The 23460-nt window shown below is 53.7% G+C and carries 21 protein-coding genes; 3 read left to right on the forward strand and 18 right to left on the reverse strand.

Annotated elements, in window-relative coordinates:
- Nucleotides 1-19: 19 nt before the first annotated feature.
- From pstS to asnC, 16 genes are all read right to left on the reverse strand, one after another.
- Nucleotides 20-1060 carry a phosphate ABC transporter substrate-binding protein PstS gene (gene pstS, locus ACE38U_RS18745; RefSeq protein ID WP_016538819.1) on the reverse strand — a complete coding sequence of 347 codons (1041 nt, stop codon included), beginning with the start codon at nt 1058-1060 and terminating at the stop codon, nt 20-22.
- 239 nt (nt 1061-1299) lie between these two features.
- Complete coding sequence (glmS, locus tag ACE38U_RS18750; RefSeq protein ID WP_176981315.1) at nt 1300-3129, reverse strand: glutamine--fructose-6-phosphate transaminase (isomerizing); 1830 nt, start codon at nt 3127-3129, stop codon at nt 1300-1302.
- A gap of 241 nt (nt 3130-3370) precedes the next feature.
- On the reverse strand, nt 3371-4741 hold the full coding sequence (gene glmU / locus ACE38U_RS18755; RefSeq protein ID WP_375530343.1) for a bifunctional UDP-N-acetylglucosamine diphosphorylase/glucosamine-1-phosphate N-acetyltransferase GlmU: 1371 nt from the start codon (nt 4739-4741) through the stop codon (nt 3371-3373).
- 297 nt (nt 4742-5038) lie between these two features.
- The gene (locus ACE38U_RS18760) at nt 5039-5458 is read right to left on the reverse strand and encodes a F0F1 ATP synthase subunit epsilon (protein WP_038477328.1); all 420 of its coding nucleotides are present in this window, start codon (nt 5456-5458) and stop codon (nt 5039-5041) included.
- Nucleotides 5459-5477: 19 nt separating this feature from the next.
- Nucleotides 5478-6860: a F0F1 ATP synthase subunit beta gene (gene atpD, locus ACE38U_RS18765; protein WP_038477325.1), complete on the reverse strand. Its 1383-nt coding sequence runs from the start codon at nt 6858-6860 to the stop codon at nt 5478-5480.
- Nucleotides 6861-7016: 156 nt separating this feature from the next.
- Complete coding sequence (gene atpG / locus ACE38U_RS18770) at nt 7017-7880, reverse strand: F0F1 ATP synthase subunit gamma (protein WP_038477322.1); 864 nt, start codon at nt 7878-7880, stop codon at nt 7017-7019.
- Nucleotides 7881-7931: 51 nt separating this feature from the next.
- Nucleotides 7932-9473: a F0F1 ATP synthase subunit alpha gene (gene atpA, locus ACE38U_RS18775; protein WP_008457747.1), complete on the reverse strand. Its 1542-nt coding sequence runs from the start codon at nt 9471-9473 to the stop codon at nt 7932-7934.
- Between the two features lie 12 nt (nt 9474-9485).
- Complete coding sequence (atpH, locus tag ACE38U_RS18780; RefSeq protein WP_038477318.1) at nt 9486-10019, reverse strand: F0F1 ATP synthase subunit delta; 534 nt, start codon at nt 10017-10019, stop codon at nt 9486-9488.
- Between the two features lie 14 nt (nt 10020-10033).
- Nucleotides 10034-10504 carry a F0F1 ATP synthase subunit B gene (gene atpF / locus ACE38U_RS18785; protein WP_038477317.1) on the reverse strand — a complete coding sequence of 157 codons (471 nt, stop codon included), beginning with the start codon at nt 10502-10504 and terminating at the stop codon, nt 10034-10036.
- Between the two features lie 61 nt (nt 10505-10565).
- Complete coding sequence (atpE, locus tag ACE38U_RS18790) at nt 10566-10805, reverse strand: F0F1 ATP synthase subunit C (protein WP_000429386.1); 240 nt, start codon at nt 10803-10805, stop codon at nt 10566-10568.
- A gap of 47 nt (nt 10806-10852) precedes the next feature.
- Entirely contained in the window at nt 10853-11671 is an 819-nt protein-coding gene (gene atpB / locus ACE38U_RS18795; RefSeq protein WP_038477314.1) for a F0F1 ATP synthase subunit A, read from the reverse strand.
- A gap of 8 nt (nt 11672-11679) precedes the next feature.
- Entirely contained in the window at nt 11680-12060 is a 381-nt protein-coding gene (gene atpI, locus ACE38U_RS18800; protein WP_038477311.1) for a F0F1 ATP synthase subunit I, read from the reverse strand.
- A gap of 618 nt (nt 12061-12678) precedes the next feature.
- Entirely contained in the window at nt 12679-13302 is a 624-nt protein-coding gene (rsmG, locus tag ACE38U_RS18805; RefSeq protein WP_176981316.1) for a 16S rRNA (guanine(527)-N(7))-methyltransferase RsmG, read from the reverse strand.
- A 56-nt stretch (nt 13303-13358) separates the two neighbouring features.
- Nucleotides 13359-15248: a tRNA uridine-5-carboxymethylaminomethyl(34) synthesis enzyme MnmG gene (gene mnmG, locus ACE38U_RS18810; RefSeq protein ID WP_375530344.1), complete on the reverse strand. Its 1890-nt coding sequence runs from the start codon at nt 15246-15248 to the stop codon at nt 13359-13361.
- 370 nt (nt 15249-15618) lie between these two features.
- Complete coding sequence (gene mioC, locus ACE38U_RS18815) at nt 15619-16068, reverse strand: FMN-binding protein MioC (protein WP_038477302.1); 450 nt, start codon at nt 16066-16068, stop codon at nt 15619-15621.
- Nucleotides 16069-16157: 89 nt separating this feature from the next.
- The gene (asnC, locus tag ACE38U_RS18820; RefSeq protein WP_008457765.1) at nt 16158-16616 is read right to left on the reverse strand and encodes a transcriptional regulator AsnC; all 459 of its coding nucleotides are present in this window, start codon (nt 16614-16616) and stop codon (nt 16158-16160) included.
- 155 nt (nt 16617-16771) lie between these two features.
- On the opposite strand from asnC, the gene asnA reads away from it, so the two are divergent.
- Complete coding sequence (asnA, locus tag ACE38U_RS18825) at nt 16772-17764, forward strand: aspartate--ammonia ligase (protein WP_375530345.1); 993 nt, start codon at nt 16772-16774, stop codon at nt 17762-17764.
- A gap of 3 nt (nt 17765-17767) precedes the next feature.
- Here the strand turns inward: asnA and viaA are convergent, their stop codons facing one another.
- Both viaA and ravA read right to left on the reverse strand, forming a co-directional pair.
- The gene (viaA, locus tag ACE38U_RS18830; RefSeq protein WP_176981318.1) at nt 17768-19219 is read right to left on the reverse strand and encodes an ATPase RavA stimulator ViaA; all 1452 of its coding nucleotides are present in this window, start codon (nt 19217-19219) and stop codon (nt 17768-17770) included.
- Nucleotides 19216-20709, reverse strand: a complete 1494-nt coding sequence (gene ravA / locus ACE38U_RS18835) for an ATPase RavA (RefSeq protein WP_375530346.1) — start codon at nt 20707-20709, stop codon at nt 19216-19218. Before ravA ends, viaA begins: the two co-directional genes overlap by 4 nt.
- Nucleotides 20710-20933: 224 nt before the next feature.
- On the opposite strand from ravA, the gene kup reads away from it, so the two are divergent.
- Together kup and rbsD are read left to right on the forward strand one after the other, a co-directional pair.
- On the forward strand, nt 20934-22802 hold the full coding sequence (gene kup, locus ACE38U_RS18840; protein ID WP_038477290.1) for a low affinity potassium transporter Kup: 1869 nt from the start codon (nt 20934-20936) through the stop codon (nt 22800-22802).
- Between the two features lie 237 nt (nt 22803-23039).
- Entirely contained in the window at nt 23040-23459 is a 420-nt protein-coding gene (gene rbsD, locus ACE38U_RS18845; RefSeq protein ID WP_038477287.1) for a D-ribose pyranase, read from the forward strand.
- The last annotated feature ends 1 nt before the right edge of the window (nt 23460 follow it).

Raw genomic sequence — 23460 nt, forward strand, 5'->3', positions numbered from 1 at the left:
TTACCCCAGATTTTTGCACTTAGTACAGCGCCTTACCGGAGCTGTCTTTTACATTGGTCTTCCATGCAGCGCGAACTTGCTCAACCACAGAGGCCGGCAGCGTTGCGTAATCCAGGGCGTTAGCTTCTTTCGCGCCAGATTTGTATGCCCAGTCAAAGAACTTCAGCACTTCTGCGCCCTGCTCAGGGTTTTTCTGCTCTTTGTGGACCAGGATGAAGGTGGTGGAGGTAATTGGCCACGCTTCGTCACCTTTCTGGTTGGTCAGATCCTGTGCGAAGGATTTGCTCCAGTCAGCGCCTTTAGCCGCGTTAGCAAAGTTTGCTTCGGTCGGGCTAACCGGCTTACCGTCAGCGGACAGCAGCTTGGTGTAAGTCAGGTTGTTTTGCTTAGCGTAAGCGTATTCAACGTAGCCGATAGAGCCAGGCAGACGCTGTACGAAGGCCGCGATGCCGTCGTTACCTTTACCGCCCAGGCCGGTTGGCCAGTTAACGGTAGAGCCTGCGCCGATTTTGGTTTTCCACTCTTCGTTCACTTTAGCCAGGTAGCTGGTGAACACGAAGGAAGTACCGGAGCCGTCAGCACGACGAACAACCGCGATGTTCTGATCCGGCAGCTTGTGGCCTGGGTTCAGCTTAGCAATCGCCGGGTCGTTCCATTTTTTGATGGTGCCCAGGTAGATGTCACCCAGGGTTTTGCCGTCCAGCACCAGTTCGCCAGACTTGAAGCCCGGCAGGTTAACCGCCAGCACCACGCCGCCGATCACGGTAGGGAACTGGAACAGGCCTTCTTGCTGTAATTTGTCATCCGCCAGAGGGGCGTCAGAAGCGCCGAAGTCAACGGTGTTAGCAATGATTTGCTTCACGCCGCCGGAGGAACCGATACCCTGGTAGTTCACCTTGTTACCAGTTTCTTTCTGGTAGGTATCTGCCCACTTGGCATACACCGGCGCAGGGAAAGTTGCACCAGCGCCAGTCAGGCTTGCAGCTGCAAACGCAGTAGAAGCGCTCAGAGATAAGGTCGCGGCGACAACAGTTGCGACAGTGGTACGCATAACGTTCATAATGTCTCCTGCCAGATGTTCGTAAATTGTTGTTTAATTAAATACAGGGTAGAAAATAGGACAGTTTGGTGACAGTTAAATGTACGAATTATGACGGTTTTATGACAATGCAGACCTGCAATAATACCTAAGCCAAACCCACTTATTATTCGAATAAAAATCAAATAGTTAAACTCAACAAGCGGGCAATAAAAAAGCTGCCCGTAGGCAGCTTATTCTTCAACATTTATGACAACAGCTTATTCCACTGTTACCGATTTCGCCAGGTTACGCGGCTGGTCCACGTCGGTGCCTTTGATCAGCGCCACGTGGTAGGACAGCAGCTGCAGCGGCACGGTGTAGAAGATTGGGGCAATCACCTCTTCCACATGCGGCATCTCGATGATGTGCATGTTGTCGCTGCTGGTAAAACCTGCGTCACGGTCGGCAAAGACATACAGCTGGCCGCCGCGGGCGCGAACTTCTTCGATGTTGGATTTCAGTTTTTCCAACAGCTCGTTGTTCGGCGCCACAACGATAACCGGCATATCAGCGTCGATCAGCGCCAGCGGGCCGTGCTTCAGCTCGCCGGCCGCATAGGCTTCGGCGTGAATGTAGGAGATCTCTTTGAGCTTCAGCGCGCCTTCCATGGCGATCGGGTACTGATCGCCACGGCCAAGGAACAGCGCATGATGTTTGTCGGAGAAATCTTCTGCTAATGCTTCAATGCGTTTGTCCTGGGACAGCATCTGCTCGATACGGCTTGGCAGCGCCTGCAGGCCATGCACGATATCTTGCTCAATCTTAGCGTCAGCACCCTTCAGACGGCTCAGCTTCGCCACCAGCATCAGCAGCACGGTGAGCTGGGTGGTGAACGCTTTGGTTGAAGCCACGCCGATTTCCGTGCCGGCATTGGTCATCAGCGCCAGGTCGGATTCGCGCACCAGAGAAGAGCCAGCCACGTTACAAATCGCCAGTGAACCAAGATAGCCCAGCTCTTTGGAGAGGCGCAGCGCCGCCAGGGTGTCCGCCGTTTCGCCAGACTGGGAAAGGGTGATCATCAGGCTGTTGCGGCGCACGGCAGATTTGCGGTAGCGGAATTCAGAGGCGATTTCGACATCACAAGGCACGCCGGCCAGCGATTCAAACCAGTAGCGGGAAACCATACCTGAGTTATAGGAGGTGCCGCAGGCTACGATTTGAATATGCTCGACCTGAGAGAGCATTTCATTGGCTTTTGGCCCCAGCTCCGTCAAATCCACTTCGCCGTGGCTGATACGCCCGGCAAGGGTGTTTTTGATGGCGTTCGGCTGCTCGTAGATCTCTTTCTGCATGTAGTGACGATAAATGCCTTTGTCGCCAGCGTCATACTGCAGATTAGATTCGATGTCCGGGCGCTTAACCTGCTCGCCTTTGGTATCAAAAACAGTGACCGCGCGGCGGGTCACTTCGGCGATATCGCCCTCTTCCAGGAAGATAAAGCGACGGGTCACCGGCAGCAGCGCCAGTTGGTCAGAAGCGATAAAGTTTTCGCCCATGCCCAGGCCAATCACCATCGGGCTACCGGAACGAGCGGCCAGCAGAACCTCCGGGTTACGGGTGTCCATGATAACGGTGCCGTAAGCGCCGCGAAGCTGTGGGATAGCACGAAGTACCGCCTCGCGCAGCGTGCCGCCCTGTTCCAGCTCCCAGTGCACCAGGTGAGCAATAACTTCGGTATCGGTCTGTGAAACAAACGTGTAGCCGCGAGATTGCAGCACTTCGCGCAGCGGTTCATGGTTTTCGATGATACCGTTGTGTACCACTACGATGTGGTCGGAAACATGTGGGTGAGCGTTAATTTCTGAAGGTTCGCCGTGCGTTGCCCAGCGAGTGTGAGCGATACCGGTCCCGCCATGCAGAGCGGTTTCTTCCGCGGCTTCCGCCAGCTTCTGCACCTTACCCAGACGGCGAAGACGGGTCATCTGACCTTTGTCGTCCACGACCGCCAGGCCCGCCGAGTCATACCCGCGGTATTCCAGACGACGTAGTCCTTCAAGAAGGATTTCAGCGATATCGCGTTGCGCTACTGCGCCAACAATTCCACACATAATTTTTAAGTCCTGATAATGGCGTTAGCCATGTGTTGTCGCTGACCTGTTTTTTCCGGTTTTCCGGAGCCCCGAGCCTTGTAGAGAGTGGGGTTATTTTTATGGTTACTGCCTTGGGGGGGAGGATTATGTTATCCCCTCACCCCGACCCTCTCCCCAAAGGGGCGAGGGAGAAAAACACCGCACCGAACGATCCCCTCTCTCCTGTGGGGAGAGGGTTAGGGTGAGGGGTATAAATCCGTTACTTTTTCTTCACCGGACGCTGCCAGCCCTGGATGTGCTTCTGTTTTACGCGACTGATCACCAGTTCATTTTCAGCCACGTCACGCGTGACGGTCGTCCCGGCACCAATCGTAACGCCACTTGCCACGGTAACCGGAGCCACCAGCTGGGTATCAGAGCCCACAAACACATCGTCACCGATAATGGTTTTATGTTTGTTTGCGCCGTCGTAGTTACAGGTGATTGTACCTGCGCCAATATTCACGTTGTCGCCAATTTCGGCATCACCGAGGTAGCTCAGATGGCCCGCTTTAGAGCCTTTACCCAGCCGCGCTTTCTTCATCTCGACGAAGTTGCCAACGTGAGCACCTTCCGCCAGTTCGGCACCAGGACGCAGGCGGGCAAATGGCCCGATGGTACAGGCGGCTTCAAGCGTCGCATCTTCGATAACCGTATATGGGCTGATTTCGCAGTCATCGCCGATAACCGCGTTTTTAATCACGCAGCCGGTCCCGATCTTCACGCGGTTGCCCAGCGTCACGCGGCCTTCCACAATGACATTAGTATCGATTTCAACATCGCGCCCGTGCGTTAATTCACCGCGCAGATCGAAACGAGCCGGATCGCGCAGCATCACGCCAGCCAGCAGCAGCTTATCGGCCTGTTCCGTTTGGAAGACACGTTCCAGACGAGAGAGCTGCAGGCGGTTATTTACGCCTTCGACTTCACTCAGGCGATCCGGATGAACGGCGGCGATTTCGCGCCCTTCTCCGTGGGCCAGGGCAATAATGTCCGTGATGTAGAACTCGCCCTGGGCGTTGTTGTTATCCAGCTTACCAAGCCAGCGCTTCAGGTCTGCGCCGTTAGCCACCAGAATCCCGGTGTTGATTTCGTTGATTTTACGCTGCTCTTCGCTGGCGTCTTTATGCTCAACGATGCCAACGACCTTGCCATTTTCCCGCGCAATGCGGCCATAGCCGGTAGGGTCGTCCAGCTTAACGGTCAGCAGGCCGATGCCACCCTGCGGTTTGGCTTCACGCAGGCGCTGCAAAGTCTCCACCGAGATCAGCGGCACATCGCCGTACAGCATCAGAATATCTTCGTCATCGGCAAAGAACGGGGCCGCCATCTGCATGGCGTGGCCGGTTCCCAACTGCTCAGCCTGCAGCACCCAGTTGAGGGCCTCATCGTTCAGGGTCTGTTTGAGCAGATCGCCGCCGTGGCCATACACCAGGTTAACCCGCTGGGCGCCTAATTTATTCGCGGCATCAATGACATGTTGAACCATTGGCTTCCCGGCCAGCGTGTGCAGCACCTTAGGAAGATCTGAGTACATGCGGGTCCCTTTGCCTGCGGCAAGGATAACCACGCTCATTGCGCTGTTTGACATACGTGTCCTGAATCTGTTTAGTGTGTGAAGTAAAGCGATTTAGCCTTGAAAATTCTACATATTTTGCACCAAAAAATACGTTGCTGCTAATTTAACCGCCATAATGTTATCTGAGTCTTTTATAGCAGTAACGGCGGCAGAATCCATGGGATTTAAGGTCAAAATGGTGCCAACACACCCCGCAGACCACGCTATCTCGCTGGTTTTACAATTATTTTGAAGGCGGAATAAAGTTGAAAGATAAAAAAAATGCCAGTCAGGTTTCCCGGACTGGCATTTGTCTTTTCAAGCAGGTAGTTACATCGCTTTTTTGGTTAACTCGATAACGCGCAGTTTGGCGATCGCTTTAGCCAGTTCAGCAGAAGCCTGAGCGTAATCCACGTCACCGTGGGAGCTATGCATGTGCTCTTCAGCTTTGCGTTTCGCTTCCAGGGCACGCGCTTCGTCGAGATCCTGGCCGCGAATCGCGGTGTCAGCCAGGACGGTTACGTTACCCGGCTGCACTTCCAGAACACCGCCGGACAGGTAGATAAACTCTTCATGTCCGTGCTGCTTAACGATGCGAATCATACCAGGCTTAATGGCGGTGAGCAGCGGCGCGTGGCCTGGGAAAATACCCAGCTCGCCTTCGCTACCCGTTACCTGGATCTTCTCGACCAGACCGGAGAACATTTGCTGCTCCGCGCTGACGACGTCCAGGTGGTAAGTCATAGCCATGTCACCCTCCGATTAGGCGTTAAAGTTTTTTCGCTTTCTCAACGGCTTCGTCGATGGAGCCAACCATGTAGAACGCCTGCTCTGGCAGATGGTCGTATTCGCCGTCCATGATGCCTTTAAAGCCACGGATGGTGTCTTTCAGCGAAACGTATTTGCCTGGAGAACCGGTAAAGACTTCTGCTACGAAGAACGGCTGAGACAGGAAGCGCTGGATCTTACGCGCACGTGCTACAACCAGTTTGTCTTCTTCGGACAGTTCGTCCATACCCAGAATCGCGATGATGTCTTTCAGTTCCTGGTAACGCTGCAGGATGGACTGAACGCCACGCGCGGTGTCGTAGTGCTCCTGACCAACAACCAGCGGATCCAGCTGACGGCTGGTGGAGTCCAGCGGGTCTACTGCCGGGTAAATACCCAGAGATGCGATCTGACGGCTCAGCGTAACGGTTGAGTCCAGGTGCGCAAAGGTGGTCGCCGGAGACGGGTCAGTCAAGTCATCCGCAGGAACGTAAACGGCCTGTACGGAGGTGATAGAACCGGTCTTGGTGGAGGTAATACGCTCCTGAAGAACACCCATCTCTTCTGCCAGCGTAGGCTGGTAACCTACCGCAGAAGGCATACGACCCAGCAGCGCAGATACTTCGGTACCGGCCAGGGTATAACGGTAGATGTTATCAACGAACAGCAGAACGTCGCGGCCTTCGTCACGGAATTTTTCCGCGATGGTCAGACCGGTCAGCGCTACGCGCAGACGGTTACCTGGTGGCTCGTTCATCTGGCCGTAAACCAGCGCTACTTTGTCCAGAACGTTGGAGTCGGTCATTTCGTGGTAGAAGTCGTTACCCTCACGAGTACGCTCACCCACGCCTGCAAACACGGAGTAACCGGAGTGCTCGATCGCGATGTTACGGATCAGCTCCATCATGTTTACGGTTTTACCTACGCCCGCACCACCGAACAGACCTACTTTACCGCCCTTAGCGAACGGACAAATCAGGTCGATAACTTTGATGCCGGTTTCCAGCAGTTCCTGAGAGCTGGACAGCTCTTCGTAGGAAGGTGCTGCACGGTGAATCGCCCAACGGTCTTCTTCGCCGATGTCGCCTTTCATGTCGATCGGCTGACCCAGCACGTTCATGATACGGCCAAGGGTCGCTTTACCTACCGGGACTTCGATCGGGTGCTCGAGGTCTGTCACTACCAGACCACGACGCAGACCGTCGGAAGAACCCATTGCGATGGTACGCACGATACCACCACCGAGCTGCTGCTGAACTTCCAGCACCAGCTTCTCACTGTTGTTCTGTACCTCAAGCGCGTCATAAACGCGCGGTACGCCGTCCTGAGGGAACTCGACGTCCACCACGGCGCCGATTACCTGGACAATCTTTCCAGTAGCCATCTTGAATCCTCTACGTAATTCGTTTACCCGTCATATTTCAATTTGCAGATGCGTTGACTGCCTTCCCTCACCCCGGTCACTTACTTAAGTAAGCTCTTGAGGATTCGCTCAGTTGCCGCCTTTCTGCAAACCGAACTATTTAGGGTAATAACCTGGTTAAACCGCGGACGCGCCACCGACGATTTCGGTAAGTTCCTGAGTAATGCTTGCCTGACGAGCTTTGTTGTAGACCAACCGCAGCTCTTTAATCAGGCTACCGCCGTTATCGGTTGCGGCTTTCATCGCCACCATACGCGCGGCCTGCTCACTGGCCAGGTTTTCTACGACGCCCTGATAAACCTGCGATTCGACATAACGACGCAGCAGGGTGTCCAGCAGCGCTTTCGGATCCGGTTCGTACAGGTAGTCCCAGGATTTACGCTTCAGATCCTCATCTTCTGATGCCGGTAACGGCAGCAGCTGAGTGATGGTCGGAACCTGAGACATGGTGTTGACAAATTTGTTGCTGACAACGTACAGCTTGTCCAGACGACCTTCGTCGTAGGCTTGCAGCATCACTTTCACCGGGCCGATCAGTTCAGACAGGGAAGGGTTATCTCCCATGCCGGTAACCTGAGCAACCACGTTGCCGCCAACGGAGTTGAAGAAAGATACGCCTTTAGAGCCGATCATTGCGAGTTCGCTCTGAACGCCCTTATCGGACCACTCTTTCATATCCGCCAGCACTTTTTTGAACAGGTTAATGTTCAAACCGCCGCACAAACCACGATCGGTCGACACCACCAGGTAGCCCACGCGCTTAACGTCGCGTTCTTCCAGGTATGGGTGCTTATATTCCAGATTACCGTTCGCAAGGTGACCAATCACTTTGCGCATGGTATCTGCATAAGGACGGCTGGCCGCCATGCGATCCTGCGATTTACGCATTTTGGAAGCGGCGACCATCTCCATCGCTTTGGTGATCTTCTGCGTGTTCTGGACGCTTGCGATCTTACTACGTATCTCTTTTGCGCCGGCCATGAGCTTCTCCTCAATGCCTCGCGGCCTGTCCTAAGACAGGCCGCTAAGACGTTACCAGGACTGGGTTGCTTTAAAGGAGTCGAGGATGCCTTTCAGCTTGCCTTCGATCTCGTCGTTATAGCCACCGGTCTGGTTAATTTCTTGCATCAGCGGAGCGTGATCACGGTCAGCGTAAGCCAGCAGAGCGGCTTCGAAGCTACCGATTTTCGCCAGTTCCACGTCTTCGAGGTAACCGCGTTCAGCCGCGAACAGCACCAGGCCCTGCTGTGCAACAGACATTGGGGCATACTGTTTCTGTTTCAGCAGCTCGGTCACTTTCTGACCGTGGCTCAGCTGTTTGCGGGTTGCTTCGTCCAGATCGGATGCGAACTGAGAGAACGCAGCCAGTTCACGATACTGTGCCAGCGCGGTACGGATACCACCGGACAGTTTCTTGATGATCTTAGTCTGAGCAGCACCACCAACACGAGATACCGAAATACCTGGGTTAACCGCCGGACGAATACCGGAGTTAAACAGGTTGGTTTCCAGGAAGATCTGACCATCGGTAATGGAAATTACGTTGGTCGGAACGAACGCAGAAACGTCACCCGCCTGGGTTTCGATGATCGGCAGAGCGGTCAGGGAGCCGGTTTTACCTTTAACTTCACCTTTGGTGAAAGCTTCCACGTATTCCGCGTTAACGCGGGATGCGCGCTCCAGCAGACGGGAGTGGAGGTAGAACACGTCGCCTGGGAATGCTTCACGACCTGGTGGACGACGAAGCAGCAGGGAAACCTGACGATAAGCAACAGCCTGTTTGGACAGGTCATCGTATACGATCAGCGCATCTTCACCGCGGTCACGGAAGTATTCGCCCATTGCGCAACCGGCATATGGTGCCAGGTATTGCAGTGCAGCAGATTCAGACGCAGTCGCCACAACAACGATAGTGTTGGACAGTGCACCGTGCTCTTCCAGTTTACGAACCACGTTAGAAATGGTGGACGCTTTCTGGCCGATAGCCACGTACACACATTTGATGCCGGAGTCACGCTGGTTGATGATGGCATCGATTGCCATCGCGGTTTTACCGGTCTGACGGTCACCGATGATCAGCTCACGCTGGCCACGGCCGATTGGAATCATCGCATCGACGGATTTATAACCGGTCTGAACCGGCTGGTCGACGGACTGACGTTCGATTACGCCCGGTGCGATAACTTCGATTGGCGAGAAGCCATCGTTATCAACTGGACCTTTACCGTCGATTGGTGCACCCAGGGTGTTCACCACACGGCCCAGCAGGCCGCGGCCGACCGGTACTTCCAGAATACGGCCAGTACACTTAACTTTCATGCCTTCGGCAAGGTCAGCGTATGGACCCATAACTACAGCACCTACGGAGTCGCGCTCCAGGTTCAGTGCGATAGCGTAACGGTTTCCCGGCAGGGAAATCATCTCACCCTGCATACAATCGGCCAGGCCGTGAACGCGGATAATACCGTCACTTACAGAAACAATTGTACCTTCGTTGTGAGCTTCACTCACAACATTGAACTGAGCAATGCGCTGCTTGATCAGTTCGCTGATTTCGGTGGAATTCAGTTGCATGCTCCAGTCCCCTTAAGACTGCAAGACGTCTGCAAGGCGTTCAAGACGGCCGCGTACGCTACCGTCAATGACCATATCACCCGACTGGATGATAACGCCCGCCATAACAGACTTATCGATTTTGCAATTCAGCTTAACTTTGCGTGACAGACGTTTTTCCATTGCGGTCGTGATGTTCGCGAGTTGCTCATTACTCAGTTCAGCAGCAGAAGTTACCTGAACCTCTGCAATCGCTTCACTCAGCGCGCGTAAATGCGCAAACTGCTCGAGAACATCCGGGAGCGCTTTTAGACGACCATTATCAGCCATCACCTTAATCAGGTTCTGGCCGTTGGCGTCCAGTTGCTCGCCGCAAATGGCGATGAACGAATCTGCGAGCGTTTCGGGTGCCAATGCACCGGAAAGGAGCTCTTCCATTTGTTCGTTTTTCGTTACCTCGGCAGCAAACGCCAGCATGTTCTGCCAGCGATCAATGCTCTGGTGTTCGACGGCAAAGTCAAAAGCTGCTTTGGCGTAGGGGCGAGCTACAGTAACAAATTCAGACATCAGCCCCTCCCTCCTTACAGTTCAGCGACCAGTTTATCGACGATGTCGCTGTTAGCAGCTTCATCTACGGAACGTTCGATTATCTTCTCGGCACCGGCAATAGCCAGCAGAGCGACCTGCTTACGCAGCTCTTCACGAGCGCGTTTACGCTCAGCGTCGATTTCTGCCTGAGCCTGTACAACGATTTTATTACGTTCCTGCTCTGCCTCAGTTTTCGCTTCATCAAGGATCTGGGCACGGCGTTTGTTCGCCTGCTCAATGATCACCTGAGCTTCCGCTTTGGCTTTTTTCAGCTGGTCGGTCGCGTTGGCCTGTGCAAGGTCAAGGTCCTTGTGAGCACGTTCAGCAGAAGCAAGACCGTCAGCAATTTCTTTTTGACGTTTCTCAATGGCTGCCATTAAAGGCGGCCATACATACTTCATGCAGAACAGAACAAACAGGACAAACGCGATGGCCTGGCCGAGGATTGTTGCGTTAATGTTCACAGCACAATGCCTCTTTGTTAGTTAACGTTCTGATATAGCTAGATGACTCAAACATCGCTCACTAAGCGACGGCGAACATCACGTACAGACCCAGACCAACAGCGATCATTGGGATTGCATCCACCAGACCCATTACGATAAAGAACTGAGTACGCAGCAGTGGAATCAGATCTGGTTGGCGTGCAGCGCCTTCCAGGAATTTGCCCCCGAGGATGCCGATACCGATCGCAGCACCGATTGCCGCCAGACCCATCATCACAGCGGCAGCCATGTACAGCAGATCCATATTCAGGTTTTCCATGACAGTCTCCAAGTTTGTTTCAGTTAAACGCAGTAGTGGTAAGTAAATTAATGTTCTTCAGACGCCATCGACAGATAGACGATCGTCAGAACCATGAAGATGAAGGCTTGCAGCGTAATAATCAGGATGTGGAAAATGGCCCAAGGCACATTCAGAATCCACTGTGACCACCACGGCAGCAGGCCAGCAATCAGAATGAAAATCAGCTCACCGGCATACATGTTGCCGAAAAGTCGCAGACCCAGTGATACAGGTTTGGACAGCAGGCTTACCCCTTCAAGGATTAAGTTGAATGGAATAAATGCCCAGTGATTGAACGGCTGCAGCGTCAGCTCTTTCGTGAAGCCGCTAATGCCTTTCATTTTGATGCTGTAGAACAGAATGAGGACAAACACGCCCAGCGCCATAGAGAGGGTGATATTCACGTCCGCAGACGGCACCACACGCAGGGCTGGCAGGCCAAAGATGTGCTCACCAATGTATGGCAGCAGATCGATAGGCAACAGGTCCATCACGTTCATCAGGAAGACCCAGACGAAAATCGTCAGAGCCAGTGGAGCGATAACCTTGCTTTTGCCATGGTACATGTCTTTCACGCTGCCATGCACAAAGCCAATAATCAGCTCTACAAAAGTCTGGAATTTACCCGGGACGCCGCTGGTTGCGGTTTTCGCCACTTTACGGAACAACACCAGGAACACCAGACCCAGAAATACTGAGAAGAACATGGAGTCGATGTTGAGCGTCCAGAAGGTAGCCGGGGGGTTATGCGGATCCACCAGCGAGAAAGTACGCAGGTCCAACTGAAGGTTATTCAGGTGGTGACCTATATACTCCTGCGGTGTAGAGATTTCTCCTGCAGACATGATGCCTCTTACCCTTTGTTGTTAATTACAGCTGGTGCGAGTATCTGCACAACCAGCACCGAAACCCACGTCACTATTAGCGGCAATACCACCGCCTTAAAGTACGCCAGCGCCACCACCAGAATGATAAAGGTCGCAATCACCTTCAGCACTTCGCCGAAGGCGAATGTCCAGGCCACACGGCCTTTTGAGGGTGTATGCGCCTGATGGCGCCAGGCAAAAATCATAAACAGCACGTTTGGCAGCCAAACCGCCATGCCCCCGCCGATGGCAGAAGCGCCCCAAGCGAGGCCTTTAAGGCAAAACAGCAGTCCAATTGCTACTACAGCCAGAAGTTGGATGAACAGAAGCTTGCGGGCTACGTTCTTACTCAAGAGCGACACAGACATGACGTTTCTAACTCCTGCTACCTATGAGGTATGTCGCGTGTCGTATAAAACTGTCTTTGCGACGCTGAGTCAAGCCTCAAAAAGCGAGCAAATTATACGGTGCGGCCCAGTGATTTCAAACAATAAGTAGCGAAAAGGTGAACAAATGTTTAAATAATTTTCTGCACAGCCATTTTCTGACTTTTGGTGAATCGCATCGGCTTCCTCAAAAAGTGCAAATAAGCCGAAATCCCAGACAGCAAAGCGTGCACACGATCACAAATTAGACATCTTATCGTCAGACGTTATTTTGCAGCCTAAGAAAGCACTAATTACAGATGACTGATAATTAAGCTGATTAATGTGCACTCTGTTTAAAACACGCAGAAACATCATTAAAACCTTTCATTGACATTCCAGTTAAACTTTTAACATCCGAAGCAGGCCGTTTTTCGGCGTATTTTTAGTCGGATGATATTTTCAAATAAAATTATTACCCTGGTAATCAATTACCGTGAGGTTAAAAGCAGGATAATTCCGAGTTAAATTTTGGTTAAATGTAACCAGGCATTTCATCGGCACCCCCCTCATTTTTTAACCTCAGTGAAACATTTCAATCGCGCCGTTTTTTGATAAATATTAAGTTTTGTTTGCCTTAATCAGCACCAAATGCCTCTCCCCTTCCAGGCTCGGCACGTTGAGTTTGACGATATTTTCAACAGAAAATCCGACAGGCAGTTCGGTAATCTCTTCATCCGGACGTACCCCTTTCAGCGCATAGAACCTTCCGTTTTCCGCAGGCAGGTGGTGACACCAGTTCACCATGTCGCTTAGCGAGGCAAAAGCACGGCTGATGACGCCGTCAAACGGCGGCTCGGCCGGGAAATCTTCGACCCGGCTTTGGACCGGCGTGATGTTCTCAAGCTTCAGCTCGTGCTGCACCTGGCGAAGGAACCGGACGCGCTTGCCGAGGCTGTCCAGCAGGGTGAAATGCGAATCAGGGCGAACAATGGCCAGCGGGATGCCCGGCAGACCAGGGCCTGTGCCCACGTCGATAAACCGGCTTCCCTGCAAATGCGGTTCAACCACAATGCTGTCAAGAATGTGGCGCACCAGCATTTCATCGGGATTACGCACCGAAGTGAGGTTGTAGGCCTTGTTCCATTTGTCGAGCAGCGAAACATAGCCCACCAGCTGCTGCTGCTGATTTTCAGGAAGGGTGATGCCCGCTTCTTTCAGCAGGCGAGATAATTTAGTCAGCACGTCGTAAACCCATCAAAAAAAGAGGCCAGGAATGCCTGGCCTGTTGTTTTCTGTTTTTAGGCGCTGCGTCGCAGCAGCCCTTGTTTTTTAAGCCAGACAAGCAAAATAGAGATTGCCGCAGGGGTAATACCCGAAATGCGCGATGCCTGGCCAATAGAAACCGGTTTGTGATCGTTAAGCTTGGCGATCACTTCGTTAGACAGCCCGCTCACCTGACTATAGTCGAGCGTTGCAGGCAGCACAGTATTCTCATTGCGCTGCTGTTTTTCAATCTCATCCTGCTGGCGCGCAATGTAGCCTTCGTATTTAACCTGGATCTCAACCTGCTCTGAGGCCTGAGGATCTTCCAGCCCTGGTGCGAAAGTGGAGAGCTGCATCATCGAAGCATAGGTCATTTCCGGCCGGCGCAGCAGATCTTCGCCGTTGGCTTCTTTCGAAAGCGGTGCGCTAAGTTGAGCATTCACTTCTTCCACCTGCTCAGAGTGCGGATGCAGCCAGATGTCTTTCAGGCGCTGACGTTCACGCTCGATCATCTCAAGCTTGTCGTTGAAGCGAGCCCAGCGGGCATCATCCACCAGCCCAAGTTCACGACCTGCCGCAGTCAAACGCAGATCGGCGTTGTCTTCACGCAGCATCAGGCGGTATTCAGCCCGAGAGGTAAACATGCGGTACGGTTCTTTGGTGCCCAGCGTACACAGGTCGTCCACCAGCACGCCAAGATATGCCTGGTCGCGACGTGGGGCCCAGCCCTCTTTCTCCGCTGAGAAGCGGGCGGCGTTCAGACCGGCAAGCAGGCCTTGAGCAGCCGCTTCTTCGTAACCGGTGGTGCCGTTAATCTGGCCAGCAAAGAACAGGCCCTGAATAAACTTACTTTCCAGCGTCGGCTTCAGATCGCGCGGATCGAAGAAGTCGTACTCAATCGCGTAGCCAGGACGAACGATCTTCGCATTCTCCATGCCCTTCATCGAGCGGACGATCTGCATCTGAACGTCGAACGGCAGGCTGGTGGAGATCCCGTTAGGGTAAATCTCATTGCTGGTCAGCCCTTCAGGCTCCAGGAAGATTTGGTGCGCGTTACGATCGGCGAAACGCATCACTTTGTCTTCGATAGAAGGGCAGTAGCGAGGACCAATACCTTCGATAATCCCCGCATACATTGGGCTGCGGTCGAGATTATTGCGAATAACCTCATGGGTCTGCTCGTTGGTATGGGTGATATAGCAAGGTACCTGCTCTGGGTGCTGGTTCACGTTCCCCATGAACGAGAAGACCGGCATTGGGTTATCCCCATGCTGTGGAGCAAGTACGCTGAAATCTATGGTGCGGGCGTCAATACGCGGAGGCGTACCTGTTTTCAGGCGGCTTACGCGCAGAGGCAGTTCACGTAAGCGACGTGATAGCGGGATCGACGGGGGATCGCCTGCCCGGCCACCGCTGTAGTTATCCAGCCCGATGTGGATCTTACCGTCCAGGAAGGTCCCTACGGTGAGCACAACCGCTTTTGCACGGAATTTAAGGCCCATCTGGGTCACTGCGCCGACAACGCGATCGTTCTCAACGATAAGATCTTCAACCGCCTGCTGGAAAATCATCAGGTTGGGCTGGTTCTCCAGCGCGGTGCGAACGGCCTGGCGGTAAAGCACGCGGTCTGCCTGAGCACGAGTAGCGCGGACTGCCGGGCCTTTGCTAGCGTTTAGTATCCTAAACTGAATACCTGCATGATCGATCGCGGTTGCCATCAGGCCACCGAGGGCGTCCACTTCCTTAACCAAATGTCCCTTGCCAATACCGCCGATAGCCGGGTTACAGGACATTTGTCCCAGCGTGTCGATATTGTGTGTCAGAAGCAGGGTCTGCTGACCCATACGAGCTGCGGCCATTGCCGCCTCTGTGCCTGCATGACCCCCGCCGATGATGATGACGTCAAAAGGATCTGGATAAAACATGGTAACTGCCTCGGTTTCGCGAATGAGGGTTTGTGACTTCCCGGGCTGGGGATTCTACTCAACTTTAGTCTTTCGAGAAAGCGTCGGGATCTTCGGTAATTAAAAGAAGATCTTTTTTATTTAAAGATCTCTTTATTATGATCTCTTATTAGGATCGACCACCTCTGTGGATAAGCCATTTATCCATTTTAGGATCAATAACCTGGAAAGGATCGTTTGCTGTGTACTTCCGGTGATCCCACGCCGTATAAGCTGGGATCAGAATAGGGGTTTATGCACAACTCAAAAAGTGAACAGCAGTTGTTATTGGGATAACTACCGCTTAACCCAAGCTTTTAACCAGACTTATCCACATCTGATCGCGCAATCTTTACACTTCAGGGAGTAAATTAATCCATGAACCGACCCAAATCTCGGCCGGATCCTCAGGAATGTCGTGATCGAGGATGTTAATTTTGAGCAAGGATCCTAATCGAGAGGCGCCGCATTCGGTCAGCAGCAGGTCGATCTTCTCTATTGCACCGCAAAAGGTGTCGTATTCACGGCTGCCGATCCCGATCGCACCATAGCTTACTCCGCTCAGATCCGGGCGCTGTTCATTTATAGCGTCATAGAAAGGCTGAAGGTTGTCCGGCAGATCGCCAGCACCGTGCGTAGAGGAGACCACAAGCCAGATACCGCTGGTTTTAAGATCGTCTAAAAGAGGGCCGTGCAGCATTTCGGTGCCATGCCCTGCTTCTTCAAGCTTCTCTGCCAGATGTTCTGCTACATATTCGGCACTACCGAGCGTACTGCCGCTAATCAGAGTGATATCAGCCATTGTGTCCCGCCTTTTCAAATCGTCGCGTATTGTACGCTGTGAAAGAGCGGGGATCTACCTGTGGATAATATGGGTATTAAAATTAGGCCTCAGGGGCGGATGGTGCGCATGATCGGGTTCTGCAGTGAGATCAGCGTCTCGGTGGACTGAATTTCATCGATTGTTTGGATCTTGTTGATAAGTACCTGCTGGAGGGCATCAATGGATCGGCACATCACCTTAATAAAGATGCTGTAGTGGCCCGTGGTGTAGTAAGCCTCGGTCACCTCATCCAGGTTTTCCAGCTTGGTCAGGGCGGAGGGGTAGTCTTTCGCGCTCTTTAAAATAATGCCGATAAAGCAGCAGACGTCATAGCCAAGCTGCTTCGGGCTGATATCGATGCGCGCGCCGGTAATAATCCCGGCCTGCTTCATTTTCTCTACGCGAACGTGAATGGTGCCGGGGCTGACGCCAAACTGCTTGGCCAGTTCCGCATAGGCGGTGCGCGCATTTGCCATTAATGCTTCAAGTATCCCGCGATCGAGATTGTCGATTTGATAATTATCCATCACTTTTTCCTATGATAAATGCCGATTCTCCATTTTTTATAGCCTTAAATTCGTCGATTAAAAAGAGGCTGGCCTTTTTTATTGTTGATTATTGAATATGGTGGCGTTTCTGTTGCTTAATCGATGACAGAAACAACACAACAAAGAGAAAAGCCATGAAAACCGCCTGGATTGCTAAACAACGTCAGATTAGTTTTGTGAAAACCCATTTCTCCCGTCAGCTGGAAGAGAAGCTTGGCCTGATTGAAGTCCAGGCGCCGATCCTCAGCCGCGTGGGCGATGGTACACAGGACAACCTTTCTGGCAGCGAGAAAGCAGTGCAGGTAAAGGTGAAAACCTTGCCGCAGGCGCAGTTTGAAGTGGTGCATTCGCTGGCCAAATGGAAAAGAAAAACGCTAGGCCAGCATGACTTCAGCGCGGGCGAAGGGCTTTACACGCACATGAAAGCCCTTCGCCCCGATGAAGACCGTTTATCCCCTATTCACTCGGTCTATGTTGACCAGTGGGACTGGGAACGCGTGATGGGCGATGGCGAACGCCACACCGGCACGCTAAAACAAACCGTAGAGAGCATCTGGGCGGCAATTAAAGCTACCGAGGCTGAGGTTAGCGAACGGTTTGGCCTGGCCGCCTTCCTGCCGGAGAAAATCCATTTTGTTCATAGCGAAACGCTGCTGCAGCGCTTTCCGGGCCTGGATGCGAAAGGCCGCGAGCGCGCTATCGCTAAAGAGCTTGGCGCCGTCTTCTTGATAGGTATCGGCGGCAAGCTGTCGGACGGGAAGCGTCATGACGTTCGCGCCCCGGATTATGATGACTGGTCAACGAGCGGTGAAGGCGGGCTGGCGGGTCTGAACGGCGATATTCTGGTCTGGAACCCGGTGCTGGAAGATGCGTTAGAGCTCTCTTCTATGGGGATCCGCGTGGATGCAGAAACCCTGAAGCGCCAGCTGGCGACCACCGGAGATGAAGACAGGCTCCAGCTGGAGTGGCACCAGTCGCTGGTAAAAGGCGAGATGCCGCAAACCATCGGCGGCGGTATCGGCCAGTCTCGCCTGACAATGTTGCTGCTGCAGCTGCCGCACATCGGCCAGGTTCAGTGCGGCGTCTGGTCACCAGAAGTTCAGGCTAAGGTGAGCGACCTGCTGTAAGCCTTAGCGCCGCCAGCGACGCAGCAGGCGGCTTCTCATCCCGGTGTCAAAGCGCCAGATATGGTCGAAAATGCGCATGATGCCGGGCTTGCCGTGCCCCGACATAGCGACGGCGTGAAAACGGTTCTGATACTGCCGCTGCAGCGCCTTCACGCTGCTGACGACATCATCCGGCAAGCGCTGGGCGATAAAATCAGAGATAACCACGGCATCGGCATCGTGCCAGTCTCCGGTCTGCATTTTCTCCAGGATTGAACGGAAGCAGCTGGCCAGATCCGTCCCACCGCTGAAATGCTGGCTTAAAAAGCGGATCGCCTGATCGATCCCGTCCCGCCCGCTCACCTCATAGCGCACGACTTCGCTGGAAAACAGCATAATAAAGCAGCGCCGGTTATCGGCGAGGGCAATACGCATCAGCGCGAGGCAAAAGGCTTTGGCGCATTGTTCGTTGAACCCGCCCATTGAGCCGGAAGTGTCCACGCAGACAATAAATGGCCCGCGGGGCTGCTCGTCAAAATCCTGATGGGCGACCGGACGTTCGATAATTTTTTCACGCCATGAATCACCGTGCAGGCGGTAAGTGAGCAGTTGCTTCTCCACCAGCCTGCGGTAGAACTCAAACTCCAGCTCGGTAATGCCCAGCGTTGCCAGCTCCGGCGGCAACAGACGCAGGATATCGTCGCTGCGCTGCAGGCCATCAACCTGTTCAGGGACGGTGGCTGGCTCCCGGACCAGCATACGCCATGGCTCGGTGGGGGAATCTTTACGCGGCACGGATTTCGCCTCGCGAGAGCGCCCCAGCTGCTCGGCAAGCTGCATCAGTTCCGGCTGGCCGGTAAGAAACTCACCGTATTGCACAATCAGCTGATAGTCTCCGCGCTTTAAAGCGCCGCCGCTCATATCCCACAGCTTGCCGGCGGCCTTGTCGTTTTCCGCCAGCGCCGGGTCCAGCTGCCCGCTGAGCGCCAGCCGCGCCTGAATCTCGGCCAGAAGTTTATCGCGTTCATCTTCCAGCAGTTGCTGGTTAAGCGACGTGGCCTGTACAACCAGGCTTAGCCGCCAGCGCTGCAGAAACAGCGTATGCTGCGCCGGGGTGAAGTGCGGGTTCTCGGCCACCAGCGTTTTGGCCTGCTCATAGAACGGCGAGCCGAGTTTGTGCAGCAGCTGAATAATCTCCGGTAACCGGGTAATAAGCTGCCCGGTGCTGAGCAGCTGGCTTTGCTGGTAGCAAAGGACTTCCTGCGCCAGCTCATCCGGGACATGGCCGTCCTTCAGGCGGCCTTTGAGCTGGTCTCGCCAACGAGGTAAGTCTTCACTAACTGCTTTTTTCAAACGCGGGAATTTTTCGAAAAATACCGCCAGCTGCGGCGCAGCCAGCAGGGTAATGATTATTTCTTCTATCAGTTCACCTTCACCAATGGCGAGGATCATATCCAGCGTTTCAACGCTTATCATTGCCGCGCCTGTTTCAGCTGCGCGGCCACGTCCTGCAGGCTGGCTTCAATTTTCCCCAGCCAGTCGCTTTCTATAAACAGGCACTTTTGCTGATCGTTAAAGCGCTCGTGCTGCTGGTGCAGCGCAGCATCAAGATCGTCGAACTGCTTTTTGATCTCATCAGGCACGCCTTGTTGCTGGTGGCCCGGCAGCGCAAGCCTGGTGGCCTGAAGGCTGACATCGCGAATAGTCAGGTGCAGGCCGTTGTCTACCTCCAGATTAAGCAGCTGCGCAAAGCCAATCCCATTGAGCTTACCGCGGATCTCGCCTCCTTTATTAAGCCACTGAGCCAGCGCCTCACGTGCAAGGGTGATATGAATCACTTCGATATCGTGCAGTTTCAGCGGCTTTTGCAGTAAAAGCGTCAGCGTTTCGCCGGTTATCTCATCCGGTAGCTGATACTGCGGTTTGCGGCTGAACATGCCGGTCTGTTTGAGTACGGTAAAGGCATCCCGGTCGCTGCTTTGCTGCTGGAGCTGAAGGCGCCGCTGCACGATAGCGCTGAGTTTGCTGAGAATAGCCTGCTGCTGCCACGCGTGTCCGGTCATCAAAACTTCAATCTGCTGCTGCATTAAATTCATCGTCGCCGTGTCGTGCCACAGGCAGTCTTTCAGCAGGATAAGATCGATAGGTGCCACGGTATCGCGGCCGTTAAAGAAGGCGCTGGCCTGCAGCAGGCGAATGGCTTTTTTCCAGCGGCGGTCAGAAACATAAGGCGCCCCCGGCGTGGCCTCAAGCAGCTGTCTCAGGGTGAAGATAAGTTCAAAAACGTCCTCCGGCAGCGCGATGCTGCCAATTTGCTGCTGCCAGCTGAAATATTCTTCATCGGTAACCTGCAGGCTTTCGGTAACCGGATTAAAATTCTCGTCGTGCTGGCTGATGAGCATCGAACGGAAATTGCCTTTGTCCTGCACCTTGTCGAGCCACAGACGAATCAGCATGCGGTCATACAGCGCTTCCAGGCTGCTGTCCGCTTCGGGTAATTCGTTGGACGCGGCCACCAGCAGGCGCATCGGGATTTTTTCTTCACTGGCGCCGTTGCGGAAGCGGCGTTCGTTAATGGCGGTCAGCAAGGTATTTAAAATCGCCGGGCCTGCTTTCCAGATCTCATCCAGAAACACAATTTCGGCTTCCGGCAGATAGCCTGCGGTCAGGCGCTCGTAGCGTCCTTCATCTTTCAGGGCCTGAATAGAAAGCGGACCAAAAACTTCTTCTGGCGTTGAGAAGCGAGTCATTAGATATTCAAAGGCGCGCGCTTCGCGGAAAGCGAACTTAAGACGGCGAGCGATCAGGCTTTTCGCAATGCCCGGCGGGCCAAGTAAAAAGACGCTCTCGCCGCTGAGCGCCGCCAGCAAACAAAGGCGAACGGCGTGCTGACGCTCAAAAAGTCCTTTTTCCAGCGCCTGGCTGAGACGAGAAATTCTTTCAGCCAGCAAATGTGATTGAGCCATAATTAGCTTTGCATCCTTACGCGGTTAACCCTGTGGAGGAACGCGAGTATAGCGTTTATTTTTAGCCAGTTAATGTGCTGATTATGCCGCATGCAGCGTTTGAGCTGGGATAAGTCAAATGCATTTAGGAGTACGATTTACACAATTATCGTGCATACTGTGCGCCGTTTTGTGGGCCAAGGGACTAAGCACACGTTTTCGGGATTCCAACAAAAGATTAGTCTATGAGCGCTGATAATAAACAATCGTTGCCGGCCGTTACGCTGGCTGCTATCGGGGTTGTGTACGGTGATATAGGTACCAGCCCGCTTTATACCCTTCGTGAATGCCTGTCCGGGCAGTTTGGGTTTGGCGTTGAACGCGACGCCGTGTTTGGTTTTTTGTCGTTAATTTTTTGGCTGTTGGTTCTGGTCGTCTCCATTAAATACCTCACCTTTGTGATGCGTGCGGATAATGCCGGGGAAGGCGGGATCTTAACGCTGATGTCTCTGGCCGGGCGCAATACGACGGCCCGCATGACCTCGGTGCTGGTGATCATGGGGTTGATTGGCGGCAGCTTCTTCTACGGCGAGGTGGTTATCACGCCGGCGATATCGGTGATGTCGGCCATAGAAGGCCTGGAGATAGCCGCGCCGCAGCTGGACCAATACATCGTCCCTCTCTCTATTATTGTTCTGACGCTGCTGTTTATGATTCAGAAGCACGGCACCGGGATGGTGGGCAAGCTGTTTGCTCCGGTGATGTTGCTGTGGTTCCTGACGCTCGCCGTCCTGGGCGCGCGCAGTATTATCGGCAACCCGGAAGTCCTGCAGGCGCTTAACCCTGCCTGGGCGGTGAATTTCTTCGTGCAGTATAAAACGGTGTCGTTCGTTGCTCTCGGTGCGGTGGTGCTGGCGATAACCGGCGTTGAAGCGCTGTATGCCGATATGGGGCACTTCGGTAAGCTCCCGATTCGCATCGCATGGTTTATTGCGGTTCTGCCTTCTCTGGTCCTTAACTATTTTGGCCAGGGCGCGCTGCTGCTGAAGAACCCGGAAGCGATTAAAAACCCGTTCTTCCTGCTGGCGCCTGACTGGGCGCTGATCCCGCTGCTGATTCTGGCAACGCTGGCCACGGTTATCGCCTCTCAGGCCGTTATTTCCGGCGTCTTCTCGCTGACGCGTCAGGCGGTTCGTCTGGGCTATCTATCGCCAATGCGCATCATCCACACCTCGGAAATGGAGTCCGGGCAGATTTACATTCCAGCGATTAACTGGATCCTGTATATCGCCGTGGTGATTGTTATCGTTAGCTTTGAACACTCAAGCAACCTTGCGGCTGCTTACGGCATCGCGGTAACCGGCACGATGGTGCTGACCTCGATCCTCTGCTGTACCGTCGCGCGCAAAAACTGGCACTGGAATAAAATTGCCGTGCTCCTGATGTGCGTGGGCTTCCTGTTTATCGACGTGCCGCTGTTCTCGGCTAACCTCGAGAAAATCGTCTCCGGTGGCTGGCTGCCGCTCACGCTGGGCCTCGTCATGTTTACCATTATGACGACGTGGAAGAGCGAGCGCTTCCGCCTGCTGCGCCGCATGCACGAGCACGGTAATTCTCTGGAAGCGATGATTGCTTCGCTCGAGAAGTCGCCGCCGGTTCGCGTGCCGGGCACAGCGGTCTATATGTCCCGCGCTCTGAACGTGATTCCGTTTGCGATGCTGCATAACCTCAAGCACAACAAAGTGCTGCATGAGCGAGTGGTGCTGCTGACCCTGCGTACCGAAGATGCGCCGTACGTTCACAACGTGCGTCGTGTTTCCATTGAGCAGCTGTCGCCAACCTTCTGGCGCGTGGTGGCAAGCTACGGCTGGCGTGAAACGCCGAACGTGGAAGAGATTTTCCACCGCTGTGGCCTTGAGGGACTGAGCTGCCGGATGATGGAAACATCGTTCTTCATGTCGCACGAGTCGCTGATTATCGGCAAGCGTCCGTGGTATCTCCGCCTGCGCGGCAAGCTGTTCCTCGCCCTGCAGCGAAACGCTCTACGTGCGCCTGACCAGTTTGAGATCCCGCCGAACAGGGTTATCGAGCTGGGCACCCAGGTCGAGATTTAAGTTAGCGAATCAGTGCTGGTTTCAGATCTCAGGAACGATTCGGCATGATCCCCTCACCCCGGCCCTCTCCCACAGGGAGAGGGAGTAAACACTAAAAACGGTACTCAGGTACCGTTTTGCGTTTATTAGCGAAACGTTTCGATGTTGATCACACTTCTTTAACCTGGTGGTTGTTTAACCGCCATCTCATTTCCTACACTCATTGTCAGCGAAACGTTTCGCTAGTGGAGCAGGAAAATGAAGAAAGGTACCGTTCTTAACGCTGATATTTCGGCCGTTATCTCCCGTCTGGGGCACACCGATACGCTGGTGATTGCCGACGCCGGGCTGCCAATTCCGCGCAATACTCAGCGCATCGATCTGGCATTGACTCACGGCGTTCCGGGCTTTATGCAGGTCGTGGACGTGGTAACTCAGGAAATGCAGGTTGAGGCGGCAATCATTGCTTCTGAAATCAAACAACATAATCCCGCGCTTCACGAAACGTTGCTCAGTCACATTGAGCAACTGCAAAAACACCAGGGAAACACCATAACTATTCGTTACATCAGTCATGAGCAGTTCAAGCAGCACACCGCGGATGCACATGCGGTTATTCGCAGCGGGGAGTGTTCCCCGTATGCGAATATCATTCTCTGTGCTGGCGTAACCTTCTGAG

Origin of the sequence: Cedecea selenatireducens, from assembly GCF_042138895.1 — a bacterium.
Classification (GTDB): domain Bacteria; phylum Pseudomonadota; class Gammaproteobacteria; order Enterobacterales; family Enterobacteriaceae; genus Cedecea; species Cedecea selenatireducens.

Bases quoted from the DNA above. Each gene is read 5' to 3' on its own strand.
- glmS (WP_176981315.1), bottom strand. From the start codon at position 3,129: ATGTGTGGAATTGTTGGCGCAGTAGCGCAACGCGATATCGCTGAAATC.
- mioC (WP_038477302.1), bottom strand. From the start codon at position 16,068: ATGGCTGATATCACTCTGATTAGCGGCAGTACGCTCGGTAGTGCCGAA.
- asnC (WP_008457765.1), bottom strand. From the start codon at position 16,616: ATGGATAATTATCAAATCGACAATCTCGATCGCGGGATACTTGAAGCA.
- atpG (WP_038477322.1), bottom strand. From the start codon at position 7,880: ATGGCCGGCGCAAAAGAGATACGTAGTAAGATCGCAAGCGTCCAGAAC.
- glmU (WP_375530343.1), bottom strand. From the start codon at position 4,741: ATGTCAAACAGCGCAATGAGCGTGGTTATCCTTGCCGCAGGCAAAGGG.
- atpI (WP_038477311.1), bottom strand. From the start codon at position 12,060: ATGTCTGTGTCGCTCTTGAGTAAGAACGTAGCCCGCAAGCTTCTGTTC.
- viaA (WP_176981318.1), bottom strand. From the start codon at position 19,219: ATGATAAGCGTTGAAACGCTGGATATGATCCTCGCCATTGGTGAAGGT.
- kup (WP_038477290.1), top strand. From the start codon at position 20,934: ATGAGCGCTGATAATAAACAATCGTTGCCGGCCGTTACGCTGGCTGCT.
- atpD (WP_038477325.1), bottom strand. From the start codon at position 6,860: ATGGCTACTGGAAAGATTGTCCAGGTAATCGGCGCCGTGGTGGACGTC.
- ACE38U_RS18760 (WP_038477328.1), bottom strand. From the start codon at position 5,458: ATGGCTATGACTTACCACCTGGACGTCGTCAGCGCGGAGCAGCAAATG.
- atpB (WP_038477314.1), bottom strand. From the start codon at position 11,671: ATGTCTGCAGGAGAAATCTCTACACCGCAGGAGTATATAGGTCACCAC.
- atpE (WP_000429386.1), bottom strand. From the start codon at position 10,805: ATGGAAAACCTGAATATGGATCTGCTGTACATGGCTGCCGCTGTGATG.
- atpH (WP_038477318.1), bottom strand. From the start codon at position 10,019: ATGTCTGAATTTGTTACTGTAGCTCGCCCCTACGCCAAAGCAGCTTTT.
- ravA (WP_375530346.1), bottom strand. From the start codon at position 20,709: ATGGCTCAATCACATTTGCTGGCTGAAAGAATTTCTCGTCTCAGCCAG.
- asnA (WP_375530345.1), top strand. From the start codon at position 16,772: ATGAAAACCGCCTGGATTGCTAAACAACGTCAGATTAGTTTTGTGAAA.
- atpA (WP_008457747.1), bottom strand. From the start codon at position 9,473: ATGCAACTGAATTCCACCGAAATCAGCGAACTGATCAAGCAGCGCATT.
- pstS (WP_016538819.1), bottom strand. From the start codon at position 1,060: ATGAACGTTATGCGTACCACTGTCGCAACTGTTGTCGCCGCGACCTTA.
- rbsD (WP_038477287.1), top strand. From the start codon at position 23,040: ATGAAGAAAGGTACCGTTCTTAACGCTGATATTTCGGCCGTTATCTCC.
- mnmG (WP_375530344.1), bottom strand. From the start codon at position 15,248: ATGTTTTATCCAGATCCTTTTGACGTCATCATCATCGGCGGGGGTCAT.